The organism is Rhizobium sp. 11_C7_N12_5 (assembly GCF_051811145.1).
Taxonomy (GTDB): domain Bacteria; phylum Pseudomonadota; class Alphaproteobacteria; order Rhizobiales; family Rhizobiaceae; genus Rhizobium; species Rhizobium lusitanum.
Genome location: NZ_JBPWPY010000002.1, coordinates 1703875 through 1727132 on the forward strand (window position 1 = coordinate 1703875; position 23258 = coordinate 1727132).

A 23258-nucleotide genomic window follows, 5' to 3' on the forward strand; every position below is an offset into this window, starting at 1 on the left:
CCCCATCATCGAAGAAGGTTGGCAATATGCTGGAACCAGGCGACCAGCGGCGACGGTAGATAGACGCCAGCGATGAGCACCAGCGCGAGATGGGCATACATCGGTATATAGGAAGCGTCTGCTGGCATCATGCTGCCGCGCGGCTGTCCGAAGGCGGCCCCTGTCAGTCGTAGCAGCAGCGCGCCGAAAGCGATCAGCAATCCAAAGACGAGCGGAATGGCGAGCAGCGGCTGCTTCGCAAAAGCCGAGCTGACGATCAGGAACTCGCTCATGAATATCCCCGCCGGTGGCAGGCCGGCGATGGCGACGACACCGGTGACCAAGCCCCAGCCAAGCCCCGGATGTGTTTCGGTCAAGCCGCGAATGGCAGAAAGTCTTTGCGTTCCTTTGATCTGGGCGATGTGGCCGACCGCGAAGAAAATCGCCGATTTGGTCAGCGAGTGCATGGCCATATGCAATAGTCCGGCGAAATTGGCGATGGGGCCGCCCAGGCCGAAGGCAAAGACGATGATGCCCATATGCTCGATCGAGGAATAGGCGAACAGGCGCTTGATGTCGCGGCGGCGATAGAGCATGAAAGCTGCGAAAATCAGCGAGACTAGCCCCATTGTCATCATCAGCGGTCCAGGAGCAAGTGCGTCGGGATTGGCCGACAGCAGCATCTTGAAACGCAAGACCGCATAGAGTGCAACATTCAGGAGCAGCCCGGATAGAACTGCCGAGATCGGCGTCGGTCCCTCGGCATGCGCGTCCGGTAGCCAGGCATGCAGTGGCGCAAGTCCGACCTTGGTGCCATAGCCAAGCAACAGGAAGACGAAAGCGACGTTCAGAAGCGCCGGATCGAAGGCGGCGGCGTGCTCGATCAGGATGGTCCAAACCATGGCATCGTAACCTTCGCCGACGACCGGCTGCGCCGCCAGATAGACGAGGATGGTGCCAAAGAGCGCAAAGGCTATGCCGACGCTTCCCAGAATGAAGTATTTCCAGGCGGCTTCGAGCGCCTCGTGGGTGCGGTAGAGGCCGACCATCAGCACGGTGGTGAGCGTCGCGAGCTCGACTGCGACCCACATCAGACCAATGTTGTTGGACACAAATGCGAGATTCATGCCGAACATCATGATCTGATACATGGCGTGGTAGAAACGGAGGTTTGCAGGGGTCAGCCGGCCGATCTCCAATTCATGGGCGATGTAGCTGGCGCTGAATATGCTGGTGGTGAAGCCCACGAAGGCATTGAGGACGATGAAGGCGATATTGAGATCGTCGACGAGCAGATATTGCCCGGGTGCCGGCTGCCCGGTGACGAACAGGGACAGAGCGGCGAGGAAGGTCAGCAGGCTTGCGAACACGTTCAGCCGTGCCGGCATTCGATAGCCAGGCAAAAGCGCTAGGAGGGCGGCGGCCACGATCGGTATCACAAGAACGGCTGTCACCGCATCCGAGGTAAATACAGAGGAGAACACGCTCATTTCCGTCTCCTCCCTTTGAAATCATCGAGCGCCCGAACGTCGACCGTGTCGAACCTCTCGCGGATACGAAACAGAAAAACACCGATAACGATGAAGGCGATCAGGATCGAGAAGGCGACGCTGATCTCAACGACCAACGGCATACCCTTGGCGCCGGTCGCGGCAAGCACCAGTCCGTTCTCGAGCGACATGAATCCGACAACCTGGCTGACGGCGTTACGCCGCGTGACCATGATCAACAGGCCGAGCAGCAGCACCGACAATGCGAAGGCGAGATCCTCCCGCGCCAGAGGATCCGCCTGCGGCGTCACCCGCAACATCACCGCGGTCGCGAGAGCGACGAGACCGATGCCAGCGAGCATTGTGAGGCCAATACCGACGACGGTCTCGATCTCGCGATGGATGCCGAGCTGGCGGATCATGCGATGCAGCACCACGGGAATGACGATCACCTTGAAGAGCAGTGCGATCGCCGCCGTGACATAAAGATGTGGGGCGTCCTGGACGAAAGCTTGCCAGGCCACCGACAGGGTCAATATCAGTGAGTGTAGCGCGAACACGTTGAGCAGTGCATAGAGGCGGTCTTGATAGAGCATCATCATGCTGACCAGCACGAGGCCGCCGGCGAACATATGGGCTATATCCAAGACCGGCCCGCTCATCACAAGCTCCTCGAGACGAACCGTAGTAGAGTGGCGAGCAGACCGAGCATAAGGGCCGCGCCCAGGAATTCGGGCACCCGGAAGACCCGCATCTTGGCGGTCGCGGTCTCGAACAGGGCAAGGAGGGCCCCGCCCGCCGCGAGCTTGATGAGATAGGCGAGCAGACCCACCAGATAGGCCGACGGCCCTTCCCCCAGTGCGGCGAGTTTCCACGGAACGAAGATGCAGGCGATCAGGGAAATGTAGAGCAGGAGCTTGAGGGATGCCGCAAGTTCAATCATCGCGAGATGCCGCCCGGAATATTCGAGCACCATCGCTTCATGCACCATCGTCAACTCCAGATGAGTTGCGGGGTTGTCAATGGGGATACGGCCATTTTCCGCGACCGCGACCATGATAAGGGCGATCAAGGCGATTGCCAGCGAAACGCGCAGTCCTACCTGCGGAGAGGTCATGAAGGCGGCGATGGTCGAAAGCTGGGTCGAGCCTGCGATCAGGGCAAGCGTGAAGATGACCAGCAGCATCGACGGTTCCGCGAGCGTTGCGATCATCGCCTCTCTACTCGACCCGATACCACCGAAACTGGTACCAACGTCCATACCGGCAAGCGCCAGAAAGAAGCGCGTACTGCCGAGCAGCGCGGTAATGGCAATCAGATCCGCCGTCCAGCTGAAGATCAGGCCAGTGGCGAAGGTCGGAATGATCGCCGCCGCGACCCAGGTTATGGCGAAGATCAGATAGGGCGTCACCCTGAACAGCCATGATGCACTTTCAGCCAGCACCACTTCCTTGCGCAAAAGCCGCAAGATGTCCCGGTAGGGCTGGATCATGGAAGGCCCTCGCCGGCGCAGCAATCGCGCCTTGATCAGACGAATGAAGCCGGTCAGCAGCGGCGCGAGCAGCACGACGAGTGCCATCTGCAAGGACTGAACAAGGAGAGCCGAGATTACGACCATAGCGCCAGCACCAACAGCAGGAAGACGAGCGCCAGGAAAACCAGGCTCAGATAGCGTCGGATCGTGAGAAACTGCAGGTAATTGAGCTTTTCGGCGGCAAAGCCGACGGCGCCGGCGATCGGAAGATAGAGCCATTCCCAGATCAAATCATGTGCCTCGACGGCAAAACGCGCTGGCCTGAGATCACCGGGCGCGGGCATGTCGACGCTCTCTCGGACGCGGAAAACCAGCGTTCCAAAAACGCGTCGGATGGGCTGGGCGAAACTGCCCGCCGTATATTGCGTCGCCGGGCTCATCTCCGGAAAGCCGCAATCCCAGGCGGGTGCCCGGCGCAGCGCCCGTGACGCAAAGCGGCGGATGAGATAGGCCGTCAGCGACGCTGAGAACAGGGTGAATAGGAAGACCAGAAGGCCATTGTAGGAACTGCGGCTTTCGGCAATCGGCACGATGGACAGCCATGCAATATCCGTCTGCACCGGCATCCGGTCCCCGATCACCGACAGCGTTACGGGCGCAAGCCCGTCGATGACGATTCCCGGCAGGATGCCGGCGAGAAGGCACAGCGCCGCGAGTATAGACATTGCCGCGAGGGAGAGGCGGTCGACTTCCAGCGCTTGTCCGGCTGCGATGGTACGAGGACGACCGAGGAAGGTCACGCCGAATGCCTTGACGAAACAGGCGGCCGCTAGTGCCGCCGACAAGGCGAGTAAACCGCCCACGGCCGGCACCAGTATCTTCAAGCCCCATTGCGGCAAATCAGGGCTTTGCAGGATAGCCTGGAATGCCAGCCACTCGGACACGAAGCCGTTAAACGGCGGTAGGGCCGAGATCGCGACGCTGCCGACAAGGAAGACGATACTGGTGACAGGCATGCGATGGATGAGGCCGCCGAGCTTGTCCATGTCCCGCTCGCCTGTCGCCGTCAGCACCGCGCCGGCGCCGAAGAAGAGCAGGCTCTTGAAGAAGGAATGGTTGAGGACATGAAACAGCGCGGCCGTCATTGCCAGCGCCGCCGCCAGCCCCATGCCGTTCGCCTTGAAGGCAAGTGCCAGTCCGAGGCTGACGAAGATAAGGCCGATATTTTCGATAGTACTATAGGCGAGGAGCCGTTTGAGATCGCTCTCCATCAGCGCCTGCAATATGCCGAGAACCGCGGTGCCGCTGCCGACGATCAGGATGATGATGCCAGACCACCATACCTGCATGCCGAGCAGGTCGAAGACCACGCGGATGAAAGCGTAAACCGCGACCTTGGTCATGACACCGCTCATCAAGGCGGAGACGTGACTTGGGGCAGCCGGATGCGCCAACGGCAACCAGACATGCAGCGGTGCGAGACCAGCCTTGGACCCAGCGCCGAGCAGTAGCAAGACAAGCACAAGACCGGCTGTCAGCGGTGGATGTTCTGATATCCGGATAGCCGCAAAGCCGTAATCGCCAGCAGGACCGGCAAGCAGGCCGAATGCGATAAACAAAGCCAACGTGCCAAAACTTGCCATGACGATATAGATATAGCCGGCCTTTCGGTTGCTGGCGTCGTGATGGTGGGCCATCACCAGTGCCCAGGAAGCAAGCGACATGAACTCCCAGGAAATCAGGAAGGTGAAGGCATCGTCCGCCAGGATCACCAGGTTCATACCGCCGAGGAATGCCGGAAAGAACGGCAGAACCCGATGTGGTGCGCGTTCGTGACGGCCGTAACCAAGCGCATAGAGAGACGAAAGGACACCGCCAAGATTGATAACCGTCAGGAAAAAGGCGGCGAGCGGATCGAGCCGGAAATGGCTTCCCAACCACGGCAGACCAACAGGAAGGACAAGCGCCGACGCGCCTGTGGAAGGAAGACCAGCGGCAAGAGATGCAAGCGCGGTTATCAAGGCAATGCCGGAAAAAACCAGGCTTGCGCAGTAGACGACCGGCGTGGATCGGCCCGAACGGGCGGTCAGTACCGCCAAAATCGCCGTCCCAAGCAATGCGGCCACGCATGCGACCAAGCCGGCAAGCGGGGTCATGGCGGCGTCCTCGCTGAAGGTAAGGTCGCGGATGGTTCCGCCGTCCCACTCTCTGAAGGCTGGACATTCGACTTGAGCCTGACCCCGCGCCCGCCATCGGTGCTAGCGGCCCCCTGATTGATCACCTCGATGCCTGCAGCATCTAGCGCGGCCAAAAGACGCATCAGGGTGTCGACATTGCCGCGCACCACATCGGCACTCGCCTCCATTCGCTGGATTGTCGGAACCGAAATTCCCGCCAGTTCGGCCAGCGCGCGCTGGTCGATACCGAGAAGGGCCCGGGCGGCCCGCATCTGAGCGGCAGTAATCACGATTCACCATCGGGTTAACTTGCGCAGGCTCTGATAATTGATGTCTACAATATGCCTATTGATGTCTAGAATCAATATTCTGATGCGTCAGCATCTTTTTGACATGAACAGCTGCTTGTTACGACACGATGCCTCGGAGTAAGTTGATCTTGTTTCAGGTACCAAAAGGAGCCGGCCATGGCAGGCGAGCGCCGATATGTATAGTCAGCGGTTACCGCTCTGGATGGCGAGCTGGCATGCCCAAGAACCCAGGCAGGAGAACCGAAGGCGCCTAGTCGAACAATGAGATATTCCCCCAAGATAAGAAGAAGCCCTAAAGTACCTGCAGCCCAGCCTTCCCACCAATCCTAATGTCATCTCACCAATAGCTCACAGCACATGCTCGTAAGACAGGGTTCTCACCGCAATGAAAAGATCGACCGTGGCTTGGCGGCTTCGCTTGCCGCGATCGCCGGCGCATTGAACGCATCAGCCTTCTATGCTGTAGGCTTCTTCTCTGCCAACATGACAGGCAACGTCTCCACGCTCTCCGATCATCTCGCCGTGGGCCAATGGCTGTCTGCGCTGTTCTATGGCGGGATCGTGGTGGCTTTCGTGTTTGGCGCGGCAGTGTCGACGCTGATTGTCAACGAAGGGCGGCGGCGCAACGTCCATGCCATTTACGCCTATAGCATTCTGACTGAAGCGTTGTTGCTTGCCATTCTCGGCTGCGCCGATCTTTGGTTGCTGACGGAGTGGCGTGTGCCAGTTCTCATTCTCGGCCTCGCTTTCCTGATGGGCCTACAGAATGCCGTTGTTACCCGCATCTCCGATGCTCGAGTGCGCACCACGCATGTGTCCGGTATGGCCACCGACCTTGGAATCGAACTCGGCATTGCCTTCGATATTTTGTGCGGCCGCGAGTCGCTGGCGGAGGCGCGCCACAATCTGATCAAGCTCCGTTTGCATTTTTACACGATCGCCGCCTTTTTGATCGGCGGCGTCCTGGGCGTCATCGTTTATCGCGCCGTCGGCGGCTACCTTCTCATTCTCGCGGCGGTGGTGTTGATGGTGATTGCGTTGGAGGCAATTTGGCGCGCGCGAGCGATGCTGACTGCCCGAAACAAAGGCGTAGGCAAGAATGCCGACGGAAAGGCCTAAACGGAATGGACGCTCTGTTGCGGGGTTCGCTTTTTTGCGGCTATTCGTCCAGTCGGTGCGATCGGCGAGTGGCGTGGGATCTTTCCGGTTAAAACGAACAGCTGCCATGGCGCGACCGTTTGCGCACAACGCATCCGAGCTGATCGCACTGCGCCTTGAAGCAGTCCACGGAAGTAGCCAACTCTTTTCACGCCAATCTACAGGCCTTTGTCCCAAATCCCATGGTGGCGGAGCGTTGCAAACCGGGCGATCGATCCACAAGATGCCTTAGATGCCGACAAGTCGCGCAAGCATCTCTCGCAGTTGCTTGTTCTGTTGACGAAGATGGTTTGCCAGCAATCCCTTCAGCCGTCGATTCTCCTCATCAAGCAGGACCAACTCATCGGAAGTCATTTCGCCCTGAGCAGTGGTTAGCCGCGCGGTGGCCGCGCCTTTCGCATTCTGGGCATGATGAACCACACTCGCTTGGCGTTGGCGCCGCGACACTCTTGGAGATGCTCGTCCGGGACGGACTTCTTTCACGTCTGGAACCGCGCTGAACGTTGGAGCATTGTCTTGCTGCGATGGAGTGCTTTGCTCCGCCTCGGCCAATGACGCCGAAATCTGCTTGTCGTCGACGGTCTCGATCTTGTTGTCGAGATGAACTGCCGGTTCTGACTCCGCTGGCATCACGCCATCTTGGCTCGCAGTCGTTGCCACCGTGTTGGGGTCGAATAGATGCGGCGCTTCAGCTTCTGCCTCACGCGCAAGGGTCTTGAGATCGGTGCCGCTCCAAATGGAGTCTTGCCGCATCGATGACCGTCGGCGCGCCGATTTGAATTCGACAACGAAGGTTCGTTGCTGTGTCTTCATATGTGTCCAATCCTTGAGAAGGTGAGGCTCGCTCACGAGATGTCGAAGCGCTCAAGCATCTTCTTGAGCTGAATATTCTGCAAATGCAGCTTATGCGCCAATTGACGTCTCAGCTGCCTGACTTCGTCGTCCAAGCTCCCCACTTCATCGAGGAAGGTTGGCGGCGGCGACGGGGATTGTGCAGTTTGATCCTCATTCGCAGGATCAGTGCGCTCGGCATCACTATCGATGCGGGTTCTCCCGGCGCGTGCCGCCCGCTTCGCCTGCGGTGCTCGTGGAGATTTTTTGCTTGTCGCATTTTGCCGTACCAATGCAGGCGCTTCGGCACTCGACTGGTTGGCCTCAGCTGGCGTCTCTGCCTGGCCCTCGTCAATATCGACTGGCGGCGAGGCTGCCGGCGTAGCATCGAGATCGCGTCCAGTTTCGATTGATGTCGTTGTCGCCACGGGACCAATAGCTGGGGCCTCATGGTGGTGAGGCCCATCGGGTGCTTCCGTTGAGCTCGACGGAAGCACCGACGTCCGTTGCGCTTCGCTTTCGATTGCCGCGGCTTTAGCATCATGCTCAATCGAAGCCGCTGGCGTTTCCGCCGGTCGTGCCCGCGATGTCAATTGAACAAGAAATTTCCATGGTGATTTCATAGCGCTTCAACCTCGAGCAGACCGCACCACGACGTTGCCGCAGCTTTAGATCCGGAACAGCGACGCGAGCCCCGGAATTTCTTTTCTAATGAGACAGTAGCGGCCACGGTCGATCCCGCAACCGCTCTACTGTTCCGGGTGATCAAGCGAGCCCGAGCCGCTTGCGCAGGTCGGCATTTTCCGCGCGCAGCTTATCTGCCAGGGTCTTGCGAAGCCTCTTATTCTCTTCTTCGAGCTGAATGAGATCCGCGATCTCGTCGATTGCCGGAGCAGACGTGCCAGCCGCTTGCCGGGTTTGCTTTGCCGTCCCGATTTTTGTAGCCGCCTTGTTGGGGCCCCTTGTCTTGCGCTGCTTGGCGACTGGCGTTTCGACGGGCGTCAGCTTCGGTTCACCGGCTTGTTCGTCACGCTTCTTGCGACCCTTCGCCGACTTAACAGCCTCCGCAGTCGATGCTGCTACCGTCGCCTCGACGGCTGCCTTTTGACGCCGCGGTGCGCGCTGCTTCTTCTCAGCCGCCGCTTCTACTATCGCAACCGTATCCGCAGCCTCCGTAACAGGCGCCATGCTATTCTCGTCAGCCATCACTATCTCCTTCTGTAGCCAAAAATTCTTTTGGGCTGAGCGCAATAGGGAGTCAACATGAACGCCATAGATAGCGCGCCCTTTTGAAACAAAGCACCACCATATTCTGAGAAATATAAGAAGGAGATGCACGATCGATGTCATACGAATTGAGGGCCGTTATGACACCGGACGACTGGCGCGCCATGCACGACATTCGGCAAAAGGTGCTGTTCGCGCCGGGTCGGCATTCGATCTCTTACAATGAGAACCACCCAGATGATCGCGCCGATGGAAATACACCCTTCCTTCTGTTTGAGAACGAAGAGCCGCTCGGGGTGGCGCGGCTGGATGAACGGGGCGAAACTGGCATAGTGAGACTTGTTGCTATCGTTCAGCACAAACAGCGAAAGGGATACGGTCTCAGGCTAAACAATTTCATTGAGGCAGAGGCCAAAAGACGCGGGGTCCGCATTCTCCGCGTTAATGCTGCCCCTGACGCGGTAGGCTTTTATCTGAAGGCTGGGTGGTCTGAGAAGCTTTGGGACCCAACAGAATTAGTGGGTCTTGGCCAAGGAGCGATCCAGATGGAAAAGGTGATTTGCGAATAGCAACATAGAGTCGTGACCGAGACGAAGACAGTATCATCACTTTCGACACGGACCTTTTAGAGGGACCGTCGCCTTGTGGTTAATCATGAGAACTGTATCCAACGATTTGACGTAGCCGGCATTGCTGTGCGGATCCGCCTATAGATACGCTATTTTCCCAGGTTGAATCGTTGCGTACATTGCAGTCGGATCAATGAAAATTCCTGGATTTCACCTTTAGTGTGTCGATGTGCAGGTCCGGAACTTATCCCGAGATGCCGAGCCAGTTTTCCAAGGCCTGCGACTTCGAGCTCCGACGGTAACTAACTTGGAGACAAGCCTGCGGCCGATCCGGGCCTCCAGCCAGCGGCGGTGGCGACCGGACCGACAGCATCCTCACCGATCACTCAATCGGCTTGATCGACGCGATGATTGCCTGAACTTCGGCGCCGTGCTTGTCTTCCTCTCCCTTGGTTCCCCAGTAGGTTACGACGAGAGCGTTGTCACCGGATGTCTGCACGAAGAGCAGACCAACGCTGACCGGGCCGTCTTCATCGTTGCCGTCCCACTCGAGGGTCGTCATCTGCATGCCGTTGACGTCGGTGACGGGTGTCTCCTTCCGGGTCGAGGGATCAACCGTGATTTTGTTCTTCGCGAGAAAATCGACGGCGTCGGTAACGACCTTGTCCATTGACTTGCTGCTGGCAACGTCGGCGGAAAGATAGATGGCCGAATCCGCCGATGTTCCTTGGACGCCGCTCTCTGTTTCCTCCGGCTTCCAGCTATCCGGAATGGTAATACTTGCGACGGGCTTTTCGCTGGGGAACTTCAGGGTCGCAGCGTGTGCGGCCAGGGGAGATGCTAAGACAAGCAAGGCCAAAGCGATAATTTTCTTCATGTCAGAATCCTAAAAGGTTGGGAGCAATGCAGCGGCATGACGGCCAAACTTCTAAAGGTAATATCTTAAAATCATGCCCTTAGATCCGAAGCTCTAGCGCGACAAAAATGCGCCAAGAACGGAAGTTCGCACGGGACGAGACCTCGAGATTACCCGATGCTTTCAAGAAGAAGGAAGAGCTCGTCGCTAAGCTCTCGCCTGAAGATGCTGATCATTAGAGCATTTCCAGGAAAAGTGCGAAGCGGTTTTCCATCTGGAATGCGTAAAGAAACAAAACGCTCTAGTCAGTTCTTTGCAAGAGGCAAAAAGGGCCGTTAGCATCCGACATTGCGAGCTTGACCGTAATCAACGATCGTCCCTGAGGTTCCCAATTTGATGACTTGGATGAAAACGCCCCGTCACGAAATCAGTCGGCGGCGTATTGCCTCTGCGATCGCTTGCGTTCTGTTCGACGCCCCAAGCTTCTTCACTGCAGACTTGATGTAGCTGTTGACGGTGTCAACCTGGTAACCAATCGCTTTGCCAATGCCTTCACTCGTCAGCCCAAGGCTCGCCTGAGAAAGACACGCCATCTCGCCTTTTGACAAACGTAGGTGTTGCACGGCGAAGCGGTCCATCAGTGGTTTGGTTACGGCGGTATGGATGGGTTCTGCGATGAGCGTGAGAAAGGTAAGCTCGCTTTCCGTGAACGCTGACATGCGGGTGAAGCCGACCGCGCCGTAAACCGTATTTTCACGCAAGATCGGGACCATGGTTCTGTTGTGAACCCCGAATATGCGCTGCAAATACAGCAACCGCTGCGGGACTTCTACGTCCTGGTAGACTTCACTTTCGACCATTACGGTTTTCGACGCCTTGGTGGCTGCTATAAACGGATCGACCTTGAAAAGCTTGTCTTCCATGTACGCCTCCACAAATCCTGGAGGAAGGTCTGTGTCGATCGAAAACCCGTCCCCAAAACGATAGTGATCGACGTCTAGCCCGGATATAGAGATGTGGTCGAACGGTACACCTTCGCGAAATCTATCAATGAGATTGTTTTTACCGAAATACCGATATTTTGGTACCGAGCGAAGGTCTACGTAAGGATCCAGCGCATCAGGTGCGAGCACGGAAAAAGCGCTAACGGGCATCTTCGACTCGATTGTTGAATTAGGTACCCCATTTGTGTAGCCGAATGGTTAACCGTGAATTAACAATTGACCTGTGAATTAACAATTGACCTCAGCAAGCAAAAGCGATGATCGTTTTGTGGAGACTCCCGGCCAGAGCGACCTTGCTGCTTAATTCGACTGGAAAAGACAAAACGTTTGTGATGAGGCGTGCTTTCAGCTTTGAGGGTGAACAACAAACTGCCTATCAGGCCGGTCTTAGAACTCTTCCCAACTTTCGGCAGCAGCTCCACCATCGACTTTACCGGCTATTTTGGTGAGCATGTGCCTGGCCGGCGAGGGCACCGGTCGGTGGCCTGGCTTCGCAAGCTCGAGCCTTCGGTTTGATGTATGATCTGCCGATTGTCTGATGCCCGCTGAATTCGGCCGCCCTAGCCCACCCAGTTGGAACTCTCCTATCAGTTCACGCAGTCGCGTCGTCTCCTGGGCGAGCGTGGCGCTAGCGGCATTGGTTTCTTCAACCATGGCGGCGTTTTGCTGCGTGACCTGATCCATTTGGTTAACAGCAGTATTGACTTCCGATAGACCGGTCGCCTGCTCTTTTGCCGAACTGGTGATCGCCTCCATGTGGTTATTGACTGCCACAATGTTGTGCTGGATGGTCTGCAGGGCCTCTCCGGTTTCGCTGACCAGTTTCACGCCGGTGCTGACTTCCTCGGACGAATTGCGTATCAGTTCTTTGATTTCTTTGGCAGCTTGCGCGGAGCGTTGCGCAAGTTCTCGCACTTCTTGGGCCACCACCGCAAAACCCTTACCTGCTTCGCCGGCGCGCGCTGCTTCAACTCCGGCATTGAGAGCCAAGAGATTGGTCTGGAAGGCGATCTCATCGATGACGCCAATGATATTGGAGATCTGGTTGGACGAACTCTCGATCCGCGACATCGCTCCAACCGCATCGGCGACCACCTTGCCGGAGCGCTCGGCATTTTCACTTGCCGTGGCTGCGGCATGACGGGCCTCTTCGGCGCGCTTTGCTGCGTTGTTGACGTTGACCGTGATCTGATCAAGGGCTGCGGCGGTCTCTTCGAGTGACGCTGCCTGCTGTTCGGTGCGCCTGGACAAATCTTCGGCACTTTGACTGATCTCGCGCGTGCCCGTATCAATCCGATCGGTTGAATGCGCGACATCACCGAGCGCGTTGCGCATCTGGCTCAGCGCCTCGTTCATTGTGTTTCGCAGTCCTTCGAAATCCGGTGCGAAGGGCTCGTCGAGACTGAAGGAGAGATCTCCCTTTGCAAGCTTGGTCAGCGCCGCACCGATGGTCGTAACCGCATGAACTCGCTCGGTCACGTCGGTTGCAAATTTCACGACCTTGGTGACTTTGCCCTTGGAATCCAAGATTGGGTTATAGGATGCGTTAATGACAACGACTTTGCCGTTCTTGCCATAGCGGGTAAACTCAGCCGCTTGAAACTCGCCCCGGCGCAGCGCCTCCCAAAATTCCTTGTAAGCCGGTGTCTTGGCGTATTCCGGATCGACAAGCATACTGTGGCTGCGACCCTTGATCTCGTCCAGGCGATAACCGATCGCCTTCAGGAAGTTGTCGTTTGCCGTGACAATCTCGCCTTCGGTCGTGAACTCGATGATCCCCTGAACACGGCTGATCGCCACCATCTGGCCCTGGAAGTCGACATTTTGCAGTCGCTCTTTCGCGTTTGCCCACTCCACGACAAAGCCCGTCGTCTTGTTTCCTTCGAGCAGCGGGGTAACAATCAAGTCAAAGGCGCGATGTCCGACCCAGATCGTGGCCCGGTGCTGGGTCTTTAGCGCCGCGAGCATGTTTCGCTGATGCGACGGGTTTTTGTGGAAGATGTCGATGTTGCTTCCGACAAGTCTGTCGAAATCGAACCGCGGGAGTTCCTTCTTCAGTTCCGTTTCGGCTTCCTTGAGCAGCCCGGCGACGGCCTGGTTCATATATCGAATGTTCAGATCGGCGTCGGCGATCATGATGTTGGCAGTAATAGAATCCAACGACTTTGTCTGCATGCGATACACTTTGGAACTGCCGAACATCTTCAGATCTCTCCTCTGGCGACCCTGTAAAAGAGGCAAGCGCACTGCCCCTCATCGTATTTGTAGTCTAATTCAAGCCGGACCGATTGAGCGGGATAGCCAGCTGATAGCAGCAACTGCAATCACTTCTGCTCGCGCTATCTGCAAGCATGGCGATTTCTCCAGACTTCCGTGGCAGGATGTAATCCGGCAAGGGGCTGTAAAAAGTTTGGAGAGTTGAACAGATGCCCCGATGCCAGAAACCTCTCGCTAAAGCAACGTCGAAGTTCCTGGAAGTACCGACCTCATGTCGGTCTCGACTTAATGTCCGGACACCCTATTAATAGGGCATAAAGCTTAATTTTTACTGAAGACTAATATTTATGGATACTTAGGTATAATTCCGACCGCCGGACCCGTGCATTGAACCCCTCGGCTGAATTGACTTGGACGGCATCTCGGACATATTCGCGGCTGGAGTGGTTGAGTGTCTCGTGTGCCACAAAGCTTTCGCCTGCGGCAACGAATGCCTTTGCTTCGTCACTCATCAAATGCGCTCGAAGTCCCACTTGAGTTGCAACTGGTCCTACGGCAGCACGCAACGAAAGGCCGGTGACGACAGTCGCTCGGGCATCGCCGGCACTTGAACCAAGGATGATATCTGTCGGTCGTTGCACGATCGCCATGTCGCCTGCCGGAACCCGGATAAACGAGTGTTCTCCTGGGCGCGCCTCCATCCATTTGGCTGTGGAGGACGTGGTCGAAATGGCCATATTGGTCATGATGAGGTCCTTTGCGGCATTGGCATTCTCAGGCGGACAGACTGTCGTCGTCCGCCCAACCACCGGCGCCATCGTCATTAGAGACCGGTTTGGTTTCGCGGCGGTGTCAAAATCGCCCTCTTCGTGACGGATGTAACGCGTCGGCTCCCTCCGATTCTTCGTAGGTTGCCGCTTCGCAAGGTCCGGTGGAACCGCGATTCCATTCTTACGACTGGAGCTGCCGTTATCGGTGAAAACCCGACCTTTTCCGGTGTTTCCCGCAGGTTTAGGAATTTCGCGGCACGACGGAATAAGTCGGCTTTCGGGATGTCTACCCATTCGTAACGAGATCAAAGCCACTCGAAGGGTGCTCCGATGAATATTGCAATCAGCTCCGAAATGAAAACCTACTTCGCACGCATTCTCGTGGCCGGCACCTGCATCGTCGGTCTTGCCGCGCCCGCCTGGGCCCATGCCCATCTGAAAACGTCGATGCCGATGACCGGCTCGACAGTCCAGGCATCTCCCACCAGGATATCGATGGATTTCACCGAGGGATTGGAGCTTGCATTTTCCGGTATCTCCATCACCGACAACAGGGGCGCACCGGTTTCGCTCAGTGATCCAGTGCTTGGCGCTCCAGACGATACCGAGCTCTCCGCCGCGTTCATTAAACCCCTCATGCCGGGCCGCTATAGTGTTGCATGGCACGCGCTTTCGAAAGATGGTCATAAGACCGAGGGAAAATATGACTTTTCTGTCGCACCATGACGCCGGAAAGCGCTGTGACGTGCCTTCGTTTCTTACACGACGGCGCCCTTTGTCTGCTGTGGGGCGGTCTGGGTTTTGCCTGTTTCCTTGCCGGTCGGACTTTGGTGACGCCGCTCGTGCGGCTTCTGGAGACAGCGGTTAGCGTCGCTGTCGGTGTTGTGGTCGCAACGAGCGTGTCTGCACTCCCTGTGCAAACTGCCGACATCGCCGGACATTGGGCCTCGGTGTACGATGTCAGCACGTTGCATCTCGTTGCAGAAACAGCCGTGGGCGAGGCGTTGGCACTTCAGGTTGCGACTGCCATCATCCTGCTTTTGGCAAATCTTCTGCGCGCGTATCGAACATCCGTCTTGATCGCAGGATTGATGCTGTGCGAACTTGCCCTGAGCGGACATGCTGCCGAAGACGGCGGCCTTGGCGGTGTTGCTCATCAGGCAGTTGACGCTGTCCATGTCCTGTCGGGCTGCGCTTGGTTGGGAGGTCTCATCCCATTCATGTTGATCTTGCGCATGGCAGCTATATCGGAGCTCCGATCGGTTTCGATCAAGGCCATGCGGCGCTTTTCAACGGCCGGACATGTGGCGGTCGCTCTCGTCCTGACCAGCGGGATCGTCAACCTCTGGCTCACGGTTGGACGACTTCCGATTCATTTCTCTTCCCCCTACGATCAAAAGCTTTATCTGAAAATTCTGGCCGTCGGCCTTATGACGGCGATTGCGATCGTGAACCGTTATGCCTTCGTGCCGATGATCCGGAGAGACGGATCGTTTGCCCGATCGCTGCTCGCGTGCGGCTGCGCGGCCGAACTCGTGCTTGGGGCCGCAGCCCTCGGTTTGGTCGCTTCATTTGGCCTGCAGGAACCCGCCTGACATTAATTTCGTGCCTGATGGAATAAATCCCGCGCCACGCTGTCTACCCCAACGTAACAACAGAGAAGAAGATGAACATGCACGGTTCTTCCCGATACCTGATGACCCTATGCCTTGCTTCTGCTGCGGCATTCTCAGCTTACAAGGCGATGGCGCAGGACAACGGCAGCAACTTCGCCGTCGTAGCGTCAGCGCAAAATGCGGCTGAAGCCGCCTATCTCACTGAAAACGACGCCGCTATGACAAAAATGATGGACGGTATGTCCGTCAAGCCCAGCGGCGACGTCGACCGCGACTTCGTAGCCATGATGACGCCCCACCACCAAGGCGCAATCGACATGGCGGTCGCGGCTTTGAAATACGGCAAAAACGAGCAGCTCCGCAGGATCGCCCAGGAAATCATCGTCGAACAGCAGCAGGAAATCATCGCGATGAAGCTCGCGATCGGCGATCCCCTGCCGCCTCCGACTTCCGCACCCACCCAGGCTGCGCCAGAGACTGCCCCCTCCGGGACTATGCAAGGCATGGCACCGGGCATGAAAATGTAATGAAAGGTCTTCCAATGCTACGCACATCATTTGCCGCCATCCTGCTTGCCGGCAGCATGTTATCTCCGCTTGCCGCCCTCGCGGGCCAGGCACCATTCGCCGCATCCGCGCCGGACATTCCGATCAGCCACAAGGACCGCGTCTATGCGGCCGAGCAGTTCTCCAATACGGTGTCGGTCTCCGATCCGGTTGACAACAAACTGCTTGGCGTCATCAAGCTCGGCGATCCGCAGCCCGGCAACCTGAGCCCCCTTTATAAGGGCCAGGTCCTCGTCCACAGCATGGGGTTTTCCCCGGATCACAAGACGCTCGCCGTCGTCTCGATCGGCTCTAATTCGGTGACCTTTATCGATACAGCAACCAATGCCGTGAAGCACACGACCTATGTCGGCCGCTCCCCGCATGAGGCCTTCTTTACGCCCGACGGCAAGGAAGTCTGGGTGACTGTGCGGGGCGAAGACTATATCTCCGTCATCGATGCGAGCACTTTCGAAGAAAAGACCCGCATCAAGGTTGCTCCTGGCCCCGGCATGCAGATCTTCTCGCCGGATGGCAAGTACGGCTATATCTGCTCATCCTTCAACCCGGATGTCGCCGTCGTCACCGTCGCAGACCATCAGATTGTCGGTCATGTGAAGCAGGCAAGCCCATTCTGCCCGAACATTGCCGCTTCCGCCGATGGCAAGCAGGTTTGGTTCACGCTGAAGGATGTCGGCAAGACGCAGGTCTTCAATGCCGAGGCACCCTTTGATCTCATCAAAACGCTCGACACCGGACCAATCACCAACCACGTCAACCTCGTCGTTAACAAGAACGGCAGTTTCGCTTATGTGACGGTCGGTGGCTTAAACGAAGTGAAGGTGTTCCGGACCGACAACTTCGAGCAGGTCGCCACCATCCCAGTGGGCAACCTGCCGCACGGTATCTGGCCATCAGGAGACGGCACGCGGGTCTATGTCGGGCTTGAAAATGCCGACCAGTTCGCTGTCATCGATACCCTGACTAACAAGGTTATCGCCAACATCCCGATTGGCCAGGCGCCGCAGGCTGTCGCCTATGTTCCGAACGCCGTGCCCGAAGGGGATGGCATGCAGAATCTCGTGCCGCTCGGTGCTGCGGGTGATGCTGCCCATCTGAAGCTTGCAACCAAGGGTGACAAGGACAAGAAGCAGTCGACGAGCGTTACGCTGTTCAATCAGGGGCTGACACAGGTTCTGCAGGCGTCCGTCACCGGCCTGGATCCCAAAAAACCGTATGTACTCGCCCTGTCTGACAACGCCAATGGCAGCGGCCCGCTCGAAGGCCTTGCATCTTTTATGACGAACCCGGCGGGTTCCGCTATCGTCAACACCGTGGGCCCGATCCGACAGATCGTCGAGGCCAAGCACAAGGATGAACGTCGTTATCTGGTCGTCGCCACCGCGCTGGATGGTAAGCCGGATAGTGTTGTCCAGGTGCAAGCCGATTGAACGTGCAGGTCCGCCTCGTCGAGGCGGGCCCCTCAACGACAAAGGTGACCAGTGGACGACATGCTTTCTCTTGTGGAACCGCTCATCCCGACACTGCGGCGTTATGCACGCGGCCTTCTGCGTGACGTTGAAGCGGCAGATGATACGGTCCAGGATTGCCTGGAGAAAGTTGTCGCCAACTGGCACCGTCGCCGCAACGATGATCCCCGAACATGGATGTTCGCCATTCTTCATAACCTTGCCATCAATAGGTTGCGGCAGAAGACACGACGCGGATACGCCGTACCGATCGAGGACATGCCTGAAGCAACAAATGCAACTGCGGCCACACAGGAAGAGACCATCTACGGCAAGGAGGTTCTCCTGGCCATAGAGCGACTGCCGCCCGATCATCGAAGCGTTATCCTGTTGATCTCCGTTGAGGACTTGTCTTACGCAGAGGCAGCAAAGGTTCTTGGGATTCCGGCGGGAACCGTGATGTCCAGGCTTTCGAGAGCAAGAGAACAATTGCGGGCCATACTTGAGTCGCCACGCGCAAATGTCATAGCAGGGCAACCCCAGCTCAGGATTGTAAAGTGATGAAACGACCAATTACAGAAGAGGATATCCAGGGTTACGTCGACTGCGCGCTCCAGCCGGAGCGACACGACGAAGTCGAGGCCTACCTGGCCGCAAACCCGGATGAAGCTTCGCGAGCCGCCGCCCTCAAGGCAGATGCCGCAACTCTGCGGGCCGCGCTGGATCCAGTCGCCCAGGAGCCCATTCCAATGCGTTTGAACCTGGCGCAGATCGCTGCGCGACGGCAGTCCGAAAAGCTGCCTGCCTGGAGAATGGCCGCCGCGGCCATGGTTCTCATCGTTGTCGGCGCAACCGGTGGCTGGGCGGTTCGCGGCTATTCGCTGCCGCCCTCGGAAGGCGTGGCAGCGCTCGCTCAGGAAGCGTCTGCGAGTTATACGACATTTGCCGGCAGCGCTGTCCAGCCCGTCGAATTCAAGGCAGACGATCTTTCCGGCTTAGCGGACATCGCTTCGAGAACGCTGGGCACCAAGACGGTGCTGCCGGATCTGTCCCGGTCAGGCTATCGTCTCATGGGCGGACGCATCGTTTCCACCGTTCACGGGCCTGGGTTCATGTTGATGTATAACGACGACAAGGGGGACCGGCTGGTAATGTTGGCCAGGCACATGATCGTTGATCAGAACCGACCGATGGTCGAGCATGCCGATGGAAAGGTCAGCGGTTGGACTTGGGCTAATGGCGGGATGGGTTTTAGTCTCATGGGTGCGACTGATGCGAAATCCCTGCATCCGATCGCAGATGATATTCGGGCGCAGCTATCGACCATGTAGCCATTGTCGCAGCTGCCCCGCTTAAGTTCGGGTAGCCGTAACCGACGAGTCATTTGCGCAGTATCCCCACGGTCGCCCTGGGCGACGCGGCTTGGCTTACCACCGCCAACGACGAACCGGGCCCTGCAGGCAAGGGGTCGGCCAGTCGAAAACGTTTTGAAGCATGATGGAACCGACTGGTCGGAACATTACCGCGGCGGATCACTTCCGTCTATCGGCTGGCCGGCGGGCTGCAGGCAACATTCGCGCCAGAACATCATCTCTGAGAACATAGTGATGAACGAGCGCAGCAAGCGCATGCAATGCGGCGAGGAGGATGATTGCCCAGGCCACGACCTGATGCACGTCGGTGATTGTGTGGCGCAGCGAGGGATCGACATTGATCAACCGCGGTAGTGGAAACAACCCGAAAAACGTGAAAATTCCCTCCCGCGCCCAAGTCGCGGCGAAGCCGAGCACAACCTGTGCAATGAGCAGTGCATAAAGTCCGAAATGAGCAAGCTTGGCGGCTATATCCATAAGTCCACTGTTCGGCGCAGGACGATCTTCCCGCGAGAAGAGACGCCAGAGACTGCGCAGAAGAATGGTCGGCAATAACAAGATGCCGAGAGAGATGTGCAAGGGTTGCATCTCGCTGCGGATCCAGGTGCCTTGCACAAGAAATCCGCGCAGTTCGATGCTCGCAAAAAGGCTGACGACCAGCAAAGCGGTCAGCCAATGGAAGAATATCGTAATGATGTCATAGCCATCCTGGAAACGGGACGGCGCTACGGCAACGGGATGATCAGTCATGTCAACTTCTCGAAGTGAAACAAACGGAACACTCCGGGCGGACATCCACCCGCCCGGAGATGACTTACCCCTCCCATTTTTAATGTGAAACCCATTGAGCACGGCAAGCTTGCGGCTACCTGAAAGGGCATCGCGTCCAATGACGACGAGATCGGAATTTCTGCAAAAATCCTTATTACGGGTTTTGGCCGCGTGACGGGAAACAGGTGATTTCCGCCTGAGATCTTCCAGCCTAGCTGTTTGATCCCGGACTTTGATGGTGCAATCTTATCCATTGAATGGAGGGAAGCGCTATGGCCCAGATTCTTCACGGCAGCGCCACGACGACAGAGGCAATCGGTCGAGCGATACAAGATAGTCAAGAGAGCCTGAGATCGCTTGCCAAGCGCTATGGCATAAACCAGAAGACCGTAGCCAAATGGAAGAAGCGAACCTCAGTCGCCGATCTGCCGACCGGTCCAAGCGAACCGAAGTCCACGGTCCTGTCCGGTGACGAGGAGGCGATTATCATTGCTTTCCGTCGACATACCCTTCTGCCGCTCGACGATTGTCTCTACAGCTGGCCAGTCGATCCGGAACGGCCCCCAAGCTTATCGTCATCGGGGCACCCGCCAATCATGAGGCGAGACGATACGCATTTTCAATCATGCTGCGACAGAAAGGTGGCGACGGTGGCGAGGCAAAGCTCCTTCTCCTCGACATGCGGCATATGGCTGGAATGTTCAAAGAGCACCCATCTGCAACCGGCGACGCGATCGACATAGGGTTTGACCACATCGGGCGTCGCCTCGTCGTATTTTCCGGAGATCAGCAGCGTCGGCGCTTCGATCAAGGGCAGACGATCCTCGATCGTCCAGTCCTTCATCGTGCCGATGACGTGGAATTCGGTCGGGCCGTTCATGTTGCGATAAACCGTATTGTCCTCGTCCATGATCGCGAAGGTGCGCGCCACTTCGGGCGGCCAGGGGACGACGCGGCAGACATGCCGATCGTAGAAGACGCGGGAAGCCGCGATATATTCCGGATGAGTTATCGTGCCGGCCTCTTCATGTCTCAGAAGTGTGTCCTGCACATCCTGCGGCAGCTCGCGGCGCAGCCGGTTGGCTTCAGAAACCCAGGTGTGCATGTTCGCCGGCGAGTTGGCGATGACGAGCGCCTTCAGTCCCTTCGGCTGGCGCACAGCATGTTCGGCACCCAGCATGCCGCCCCAGGACTGGCCGAGGAAAGCATAGCGATCCTGGATACCGAGATGCTTCAGCAGCGCATCCAGCTCTTCGAGAAACAGCGCCGGCGTCCAGAAATCGGGGCCTTTTTCCGGCAGGCGCGTCGAGTTGCCGTTGCCGAGCTGGTCGTAATGAATGACGGCGCGACCGTCGATCTCGGTGATACCCTTGAAGGAATCGACATAATCATGCGTGCAGCCGGGGCCGCCATGGGCGACGACGAGAGGCAGCTTGCCGCTATCGAGCGATCCGGTGATGCGATACCAGGTCTGGTATTCGCGAAAGGGCAGGAAGGCTTCTTTCGATGCGACGGCGGCCACGGGTTTCTCCATCTTTTTGACAAGGACGGAAAAAGCATAACGCGGCCTCAAGGCCGGCGGCAGCTATCAGAAGTTATAGGATGGCTCGCTTTCCAGCAGCCGGTAATGCGTGGCCCGCACCACCGCCTGCGTGCGGTTCTTGGCGCCGAGTTTCTTGGCGGCAGCATTGAGGTGCATGACGACGGTCGGCACCGAGCGGTTGATGACGCGGGAAATCTCCTTGGCCGAAAGCCCTTCCGCCGAATGACGCAGACACTCCCGCTCCCGCTCCGTCAGCCGCATCTTGCCGACGCTGCGCGCACTGGAATCGAACAGCGCATAGGCCGTCTCGTGGAAGACATGCGCGAGCAGGCCGAAATCGGCGATGTAGCGCAGCGCGTTGCGCTCGAAATCCTTGTTCGCGCCGAAGCGGATGCCGGTTACCGTCGCATAGTCGCCGCGCGGCATGTGCACCGGCACGGTGACGCCGGTGGACATGTCGCGCTCATTGAGGTAGCGGGCGACCGGTTCGGTATTTTCTCCGAGATAGCGGTTAATCGCCGTATCGGCCTCGACATTGTAGTTCCAGAAGAATGGCGCCGAGGTGCGCAGCGCCACCTGCTGCACCGGATCGATGCGGAAATAGCCTCGGTCGAGCCAGTATTCGAGCATGTCATCGGAAATATTGCGCAGCTTCAGAAACGACGGAACCATGATCTCGCCGTCGAGATCGAAGGGCACCGGCGTATAGTCGTAGACCAGAGCTTCGAAACCGAGCTGTTGCATCGCCTCGAAAGCCTGGTCGATCCGTCCGTCCAGCGTATCATGCGCGGTAAACTTGCGTCTGATCGTTCCGATTTCGTCAAGCATGGAGAACTCCGGCTACATCCAAACTCTGACCCTATCACTTCTTATAGCTGGTGTGGATCGCGGTTTACGGTAAAAATTTAATCATGCCCAAATGTTGAGCAAGAAGAATCTTTGCCGGAGTAAGCTGATGTGGCGCGAAATGCACCCGGATGAACGCATGGAGGTCGAAGTCGACGGGCACAAGGTGATCGCCTATAGCTTCGGCTCCGGCGCGGAGACCGTCTTCTGCCTGAACGGTGGCCCCGGTCTTCCCTGCGACTATCTGCGCGAGGCACATTCCTGCCTCGTCGATAAGGGTTACCGCGTCGTCGCCTTCGACCAGCTCGGAACCGGCGCCTCCGACCGCCCGACGGACCCGGCGCTCTGGACCATCGGCCGCTATGTCGAGGAAAGCGAAACCGTTCGCAAGGCGCTCGGCCTCGGCAAGGTTCATATGCTCGGCCACTCCTGGGGCGGCTGGCTCGCAATCGACTATGCGCTCACCTACCCGGAAAACCTTCGGACGCTGATCCTCGAGGACACCGTCGCCGACATGCCGCACCTTATCTCGGAACTGGAGCGGCTGCGTGCAGCGCTTGGCCCGGAAACGGTGGCGATGATGCAGAAGCACGAGGCGCAAGGCACCTACGATCATCTGGAATACATGGCCGCCGTGACGATCCTCAATTACCGCCATGTTTGCCGCCTGCAGGAATGGCCGGCACCCGTGCGCCGTTCGCTCGATGACTGGAATATGGGACCTTACACGACAATGCAGGGGCCTAACGAATTCCTCTATATCGGCAATCTCAAGGACTGGAATCGCATCCCGGATCTGGCGCGCATGACCGTGCCGACACTGATCACCGTCGGCGAGCACGATGAACTGACGCCCGCCTGCGCGCTGCGCATGAAGCTCGCCATTCCGAACGCGGAGTTGAAGGTGTTTACGAGCGCAAGCCACATGCCCTTCTATGAAAACCCCGGCGACTATTATCCAGCGCTTCTCGATTTTCTGGCGAGGCACAGGCAGGCATGATGCAACAGGAAGCGTTCAACGACGGAAGAAGA

23 protein-coding genes and 2 pseudogenes are annotated in these 23258 nt (G+C 57.6%); 10 read left to right on the forward strand and 15 right to left on the reverse strand.

What is annotated here, in order from left to right; genetic code table 11:
- Positions 1 to 5 precede the first annotated feature (5 nt).
- Genes AB8B29_RS27015 through AB8B29_RS27035 form a run of 5 tightly spaced genes read right to left on the reverse strand, consistent with a single transcriptional unit; the run spans position 6 to position 5392 of the window.
- Positions 6 to 1469 carry a hydrogenase 4 subunit F gene (locus AB8B29_RS27015; protein WP_439006872.1) on the reverse strand — a complete coding sequence of 488 codons (1464 nt, stop codon included), beginning with the start codon at positions 1467 to 1469 and terminating at the stop codon, positions 6 to 8.
- Positions 1466 to 2131 carry a hydrogenase-4 component E gene (locus AB8B29_RS27020; protein ID WP_439006874.1) on the reverse strand — a complete coding sequence of 222 codons (666 nt, stop codon included), beginning with the start codon at positions 2129 to 2131 and terminating at the stop codon, positions 1466 to 1468. Before AB8B29_RS27020 ends, AB8B29_RS27015 begins: the two co-directional genes overlap by 4 nt.
- Complete coding sequence (locus tag AB8B29_RS27025; protein ID WP_037191287.1) at positions 2131 to 3087, reverse strand: respiratory chain complex I subunit 1 family protein; 957 nt, start codon at positions 3085 to 3087, stop codon at positions 2131 to 2133. The genes AB8B29_RS27020 and AB8B29_RS27025 overlap by 1 nt, the downstream gene beginning before the upstream one ends.
- Complete coding sequence (gene hyfB, locus AB8B29_RS27030) at positions 3078 to 5099, reverse strand: hydrogenase 4 subunit B (protein ID WP_037191289.1); 2022 nt, start codon at positions 5097 to 5099, stop codon at positions 3078 to 3080. Before hyfB ends, AB8B29_RS27025 begins: the two co-directional genes overlap by 10 nt.
- Entirely contained in the window at positions 5096 to 5392 is a 297-nt protein-coding gene (locus AB8B29_RS27035; RefSeq protein WP_037191292.1) for a helix-turn-helix domain-containing protein, read from the reverse strand. The genes hyfB and AB8B29_RS27035 overlap by 4 nt, the downstream gene beginning before the upstream one ends.
- A 396-nt stretch (positions 5393 to 5788) precedes the next feature.
- On the opposite strand from AB8B29_RS27035, the gene AB8B29_RS27040 reads away from it, so the two are divergent.
- Positions 5789 to 6550 (forward strand): YoaK family protein, encoded by a 762-nt coding sequence (locus AB8B29_RS27040; RefSeq protein ID WP_051963223.1) that lies wholly within the window; start codon positions 5789 to 5791, stop codon positions 6548 to 6550.
- A gap of 267 nt (positions 6551 to 6817) precedes the next feature.
- Here AB8B29_RS27040 and AB8B29_RS27045 read toward each other — a convergent pair whose 3' ends face one another.
- The 3 genes from AB8B29_RS27045 to AB8B29_RS27055 all read right to left on the reverse strand — a co-directional run bounded on the left by AB8B29_RS27045 (position 6818) and on the right by AB8B29_RS27055 (position 8626).
- On the reverse strand, positions 6818 to 7402 hold the full coding sequence (locus AB8B29_RS27045) for a hypothetical protein (protein WP_037191296.1): 585 nt from the start codon (positions 7400 to 7402) through the stop codon (positions 6818 to 6820).
- A 32-nt stretch (positions 7403 to 7434) separates the two neighbouring features.
- On the reverse strand, positions 7435 to 8043 hold the full coding sequence (locus AB8B29_RS27050; RefSeq protein WP_037191298.1) for a hypothetical protein: 609 nt from the start codon (positions 8041 to 8043) through the stop codon (positions 7435 to 7437).
- A 142-nt stretch (positions 8044 to 8185) separates the two neighbouring features.
- Positions 8186 to 8626, reverse strand: coding sequence for a SyrB-like regulator (locus AB8B29_RS27055; protein WP_037191301.1), 441 nt, complete (start codon positions 8624 to 8626; stop codon positions 8186 to 8188).
- Between the two features lie 137 nt (positions 8627 to 8763).
- Between AB8B29_RS27055 and AB8B29_RS27060 the strand changes: the two genes are divergently transcribed.
- Complete coding sequence (locus tag AB8B29_RS27060) at positions 8764 to 9216, forward strand: GNAT family N-acetyltransferase (protein WP_244655294.1); 453 nt, start codon at positions 8764 to 8766, stop codon at positions 9214 to 9216.
- Between the two features lie 382 nt (positions 9217 to 9598).
- Here AB8B29_RS27060 and AB8B29_RS27065 read toward each other — a convergent pair whose 3' ends face one another.
- The 4 genes and pseudogenes from AB8B29_RS27065 to AB8B29_RS27080 form a co-directional block, all read right to left on the reverse strand.
- Entirely contained in the window at positions 9599 to 10093 is a 495-nt protein-coding gene (locus AB8B29_RS27065) for a hypothetical protein (protein WP_037191304.1), read from the reverse strand.
- A gap of 398 nt (positions 10094 to 10491) precedes the next feature.
- Positions 10492 to 11226 carry a helix-turn-helix transcriptional regulator gene (locus AB8B29_RS27070; protein WP_037191306.1) on the reverse strand — a complete coding sequence of 245 codons (735 nt, stop codon included), beginning with the start codon at positions 11224 to 11226 and terminating at the stop codon, positions 10492 to 10494.
- Positions 11227 to 11463: 237 nt separating this feature from the next.
- Positions 11464 to 13278, reverse strand: coding sequence for a methyl-accepting chemotaxis protein (locus AB8B29_RS27075; protein WP_439006879.1), 1815 nt, complete (start codon positions 13276 to 13278; stop codon positions 11464 to 11466).
- Between the two features lie 383 nt (positions 13279 to 13661).
- Positions 13662 to 13943: pseudogene (locus AB8B29_RS27080) on the reverse strand (transposase); the annotation flags it as partial.
- Between the two features lie 450 nt (positions 13944 to 14393).
- Here AB8B29_RS27080 and copC point away from each other — a divergent pair.
- The 6 genes from copC (at position 14394) to AB8B29_RS27110 (ending at position 19024) form a co-directional block, all read left to right on the forward strand.
- Positions 14394 to 14789: a copper homeostasis periplasmic binding protein CopC gene (gene copC / locus AB8B29_RS27085; protein ID WP_051963227.1), complete on the forward strand. Its 396-nt coding sequence runs from the start codon at positions 14394 to 14396 to the stop codon at positions 14787 to 14789.
- A gap of 14 nt (positions 14790 to 14803) precedes the next feature.
- Positions 14804 to 15658 carry a copper homeostasis membrane protein CopD gene (gene copD, locus AB8B29_RS27090; protein WP_439006880.1) on the forward strand — a complete coding sequence of 285 codons (855 nt, stop codon included), beginning with the start codon at positions 14804 to 14806 and terminating at the stop codon, positions 15656 to 15658.
- A gap of 149 nt (positions 15659 to 15807) precedes the next feature.
- The gene (locus AB8B29_RS27095) at positions 15808 to 16206 is read left to right on the forward strand and encodes a DUF305 domain-containing protein (protein ID WP_234903875.1); all 399 of its coding nucleotides are present in this window, start codon (positions 15808 to 15810) and stop codon (positions 16204 to 16206) included.
- Positions 16206 to 17675 (forward strand): YncE family protein, encoded by a 1470-nt coding sequence (locus AB8B29_RS27100; protein ID WP_439006882.1) that lies wholly within the window; start codon positions 16206 to 16208, stop codon positions 17673 to 17675. Before AB8B29_RS27095 ends, AB8B29_RS27100 begins: the two co-directional genes overlap by 1 nt.
- Positions 17676 to 17726: 51 nt before the next feature.
- Complete coding sequence (locus tag AB8B29_RS27105; protein ID WP_037191320.1) at positions 17727 to 18254, forward strand: RNA polymerase sigma factor; 528 nt, start codon at positions 17727 to 17729, stop codon at positions 18252 to 18254.
- On the forward strand, positions 18254 to 19024 hold the full coding sequence (locus AB8B29_RS27110; protein WP_037191322.1) for an anti-sigma factor family protein: 771 nt from the start codon (positions 18254 to 18256) through the stop codon (positions 19022 to 19024). The genes AB8B29_RS27105 and AB8B29_RS27110 overlap by 1 nt, the downstream gene beginning before the upstream one ends.
- A 201-nt stretch (positions 19025 to 19225) precedes the next feature.
- On the opposite strand, the gene AB8B29_RS27115 is transcribed toward AB8B29_RS27110, so the two are convergent.
- A complete protein-coding gene (locus AB8B29_RS27115) occupies positions 19226 to 19816 on the reverse strand; it encodes a cytochrome b (RefSeq protein ID WP_037191324.1) in 591 nt (196 codons plus the stop codon).
- Positions 19817 to 20109: 293 nt separating this feature from the next.
- Between AB8B29_RS27115 and AB8B29_RS27120 the strand changes: the two are divergent.
- Positions 20110 to 20376 (forward strand): annotated as a pseudogene (locus AB8B29_RS27120) (IS481 family transposase); the annotation flags it as partial.
- Between the two features lie 80 nt (positions 20377 to 20456).
- On the opposite strand, the gene AB8B29_RS27125 reads toward AB8B29_RS27120, so the two are convergent.
- Positions 20457 to 21371, reverse strand: a complete 915-nt coding sequence (locus AB8B29_RS27125; protein ID WP_037192007.1) for a proline iminopeptidase-family hydrolase — start codon at positions 21369 to 21371, stop codon at positions 20457 to 20459.
- Positions 21372 to 21425: 54 nt separating this feature from the next.
- The gene (locus AB8B29_RS27130) at positions 21426 to 22208 is read right to left on the reverse strand and encodes a helix-turn-helix transcriptional regulator (RefSeq protein ID WP_037191331.1); all 783 of its coding nucleotides are present in this window, start codon (positions 22206 to 22208) and stop codon (positions 21426 to 21428) included.
- A gap of 127 nt (positions 22209 to 22335) precedes the next feature.
- Here AB8B29_RS27130 and AB8B29_RS27135 point away from each other — a divergent pair, with 127 nt between their 5' ends.
- Positions 22336 to 23226 (forward strand): proline iminopeptidase-family hydrolase, encoded by an 891-nt coding sequence (locus AB8B29_RS27135; protein ID WP_037191341.1) that lies wholly within the window; start codon positions 22336 to 22338, stop codon positions 23224 to 23226.
- Positions 23227 to 23258 lie beyond the last annotated feature (32 nt).

Excerpts from the sequence above, each read along its gene's own strand:
- AB8B29_RS27015 (WP_439006872.1), bottom strand. The coding sequence starts at position 1,469 with ATGAGCGTGTTCTCCTCTGTATTTACCTCGGATGCGGTGACAGCCGTT.
- AB8B29_RS27020 (WP_439006874.1), bottom strand. The coding sequence starts at position 2,131 with ATGAGCGGGCCGGTCTTGGATATAGCCCATATGTTCGCCGGCGGCCTC.
- AB8B29_RS27025 (WP_037191287.1), bottom strand. The coding sequence starts at position 3,087 with ATGGTCGTAATCTCGGCTCTCCTTGTTCAGTCCTTGCAGATGGCACTC.
- hyfB (WP_037191289.1), bottom strand. The coding sequence starts at position 5,099 with ATGACCCCGCTTGCCGGCTTGGTCGCATGCGTGGCCGCATTGCTTGGG.
- AB8B29_RS27035 (WP_037191292.1), bottom strand. The coding sequence starts at position 5,392 with ATGCGGGCCGCCCGGGCCCTTCTCGGTATCGACCAGCGCGCGCTGGCC.
- AB8B29_RS27040 (WP_051963223.1), top strand. The coding sequence starts at position 5,789 with ATGCTCGTAAGACAGGGTTCTCACCGCAATGAAAAGATCGACCGTGGC.
- AB8B29_RS27045 (WP_037191296.1), bottom strand. The coding sequence starts at position 7,402 with ATGAAGACACAGCAACGAACCTTCGTTGTCGAATTCAAATCGGCGCGC.
- AB8B29_RS27050 (WP_037191298.1), bottom strand. The coding sequence starts at position 8,043 with ATGAAATCACCATGGAAATTTCTTGTTCAATTGACATCGCGGGCACGA.
- AB8B29_RS27055 (WP_037191301.1), bottom strand. The coding sequence starts at position 8,626 with ATGGCTGACGAGAATAGCATGGCGCCTGTTACGGAGGCTGCGGATACG.
- AB8B29_RS27060 (WP_244655294.1), top strand. The coding sequence starts at position 8,764 with ATGTCATACGAATTGAGGGCCGTTATGACACCGGACGACTGGCGCGCC.
- AB8B29_RS27065 (WP_037191304.1), bottom strand. The coding sequence starts at position 10,093 with ATGAAGAAAATTATCGCTTTGGCCTTGCTTGTCTTAGCATCTCCCCTG.
- AB8B29_RS27070 (WP_037191306.1), bottom strand. The coding sequence starts at position 11,226 with ATGCCCGTTAGCGCTTTTTCCGTGCTCGCACCTGATGCGCTGGATCCT.
- AB8B29_RS27075 (WP_439006879.1), bottom strand. The coding sequence starts at position 13,278 with ATGTTCGGCAGTTCCAAAGTGTATCGCATGCAGACAAAGTCGTTGGAT.
- copC (WP_051963227.1), top strand. The coding sequence starts at position 14,394 with ATGAATATTGCAATCAGCTCCGAAATGAAAACCTACTTCGCACGCATT.
- AB8B29_RS27095 (WP_234903875.1), top strand. The coding sequence starts at position 15,808 with ATGGCGCAGGACAACGGCAGCAACTTCGCCGTCGTAGCGTCAGCGCAA.
- AB8B29_RS27100 (WP_439006882.1), top strand. The coding sequence starts at position 16,206 with ATGAAAGGTCTTCCAATGCTACGCACATCATTTGCCGCCATCCTGCTT.
- AB8B29_RS27110 (WP_037191322.1), top strand. The coding sequence starts at position 18,254 with ATGAAACGACCAATTACAGAAGAGGATATCCAGGGTTACGTCGACTGC.
- AB8B29_RS27115 (WP_037191324.1), bottom strand. The coding sequence starts at position 19,816 with ATGACTGATCATCCCGTTGCCGTAGCGCCGTCCCGTTTCCAGGATGGC.
- AB8B29_RS27125 (WP_037192007.1), bottom strand. The coding sequence starts at position 21,371 with ATGGAGAAACCCGTGGCCGCCGTCGCATCGAAAGAAGCCTTCCTGCCC.
- AB8B29_RS27130 (WP_037191331.1), bottom strand. The coding sequence starts at position 22,208 with ATGCTTGACGAAATCGGAACGATCAGACGCAAGTTTACCGCGCATGAT.
- AB8B29_RS27135 (WP_037191341.1), top strand. The coding sequence starts at position 22,336 with ATGTGGCGCGAAATGCACCCGGATGAACGCATGGAGGTCGAAGTCGAC.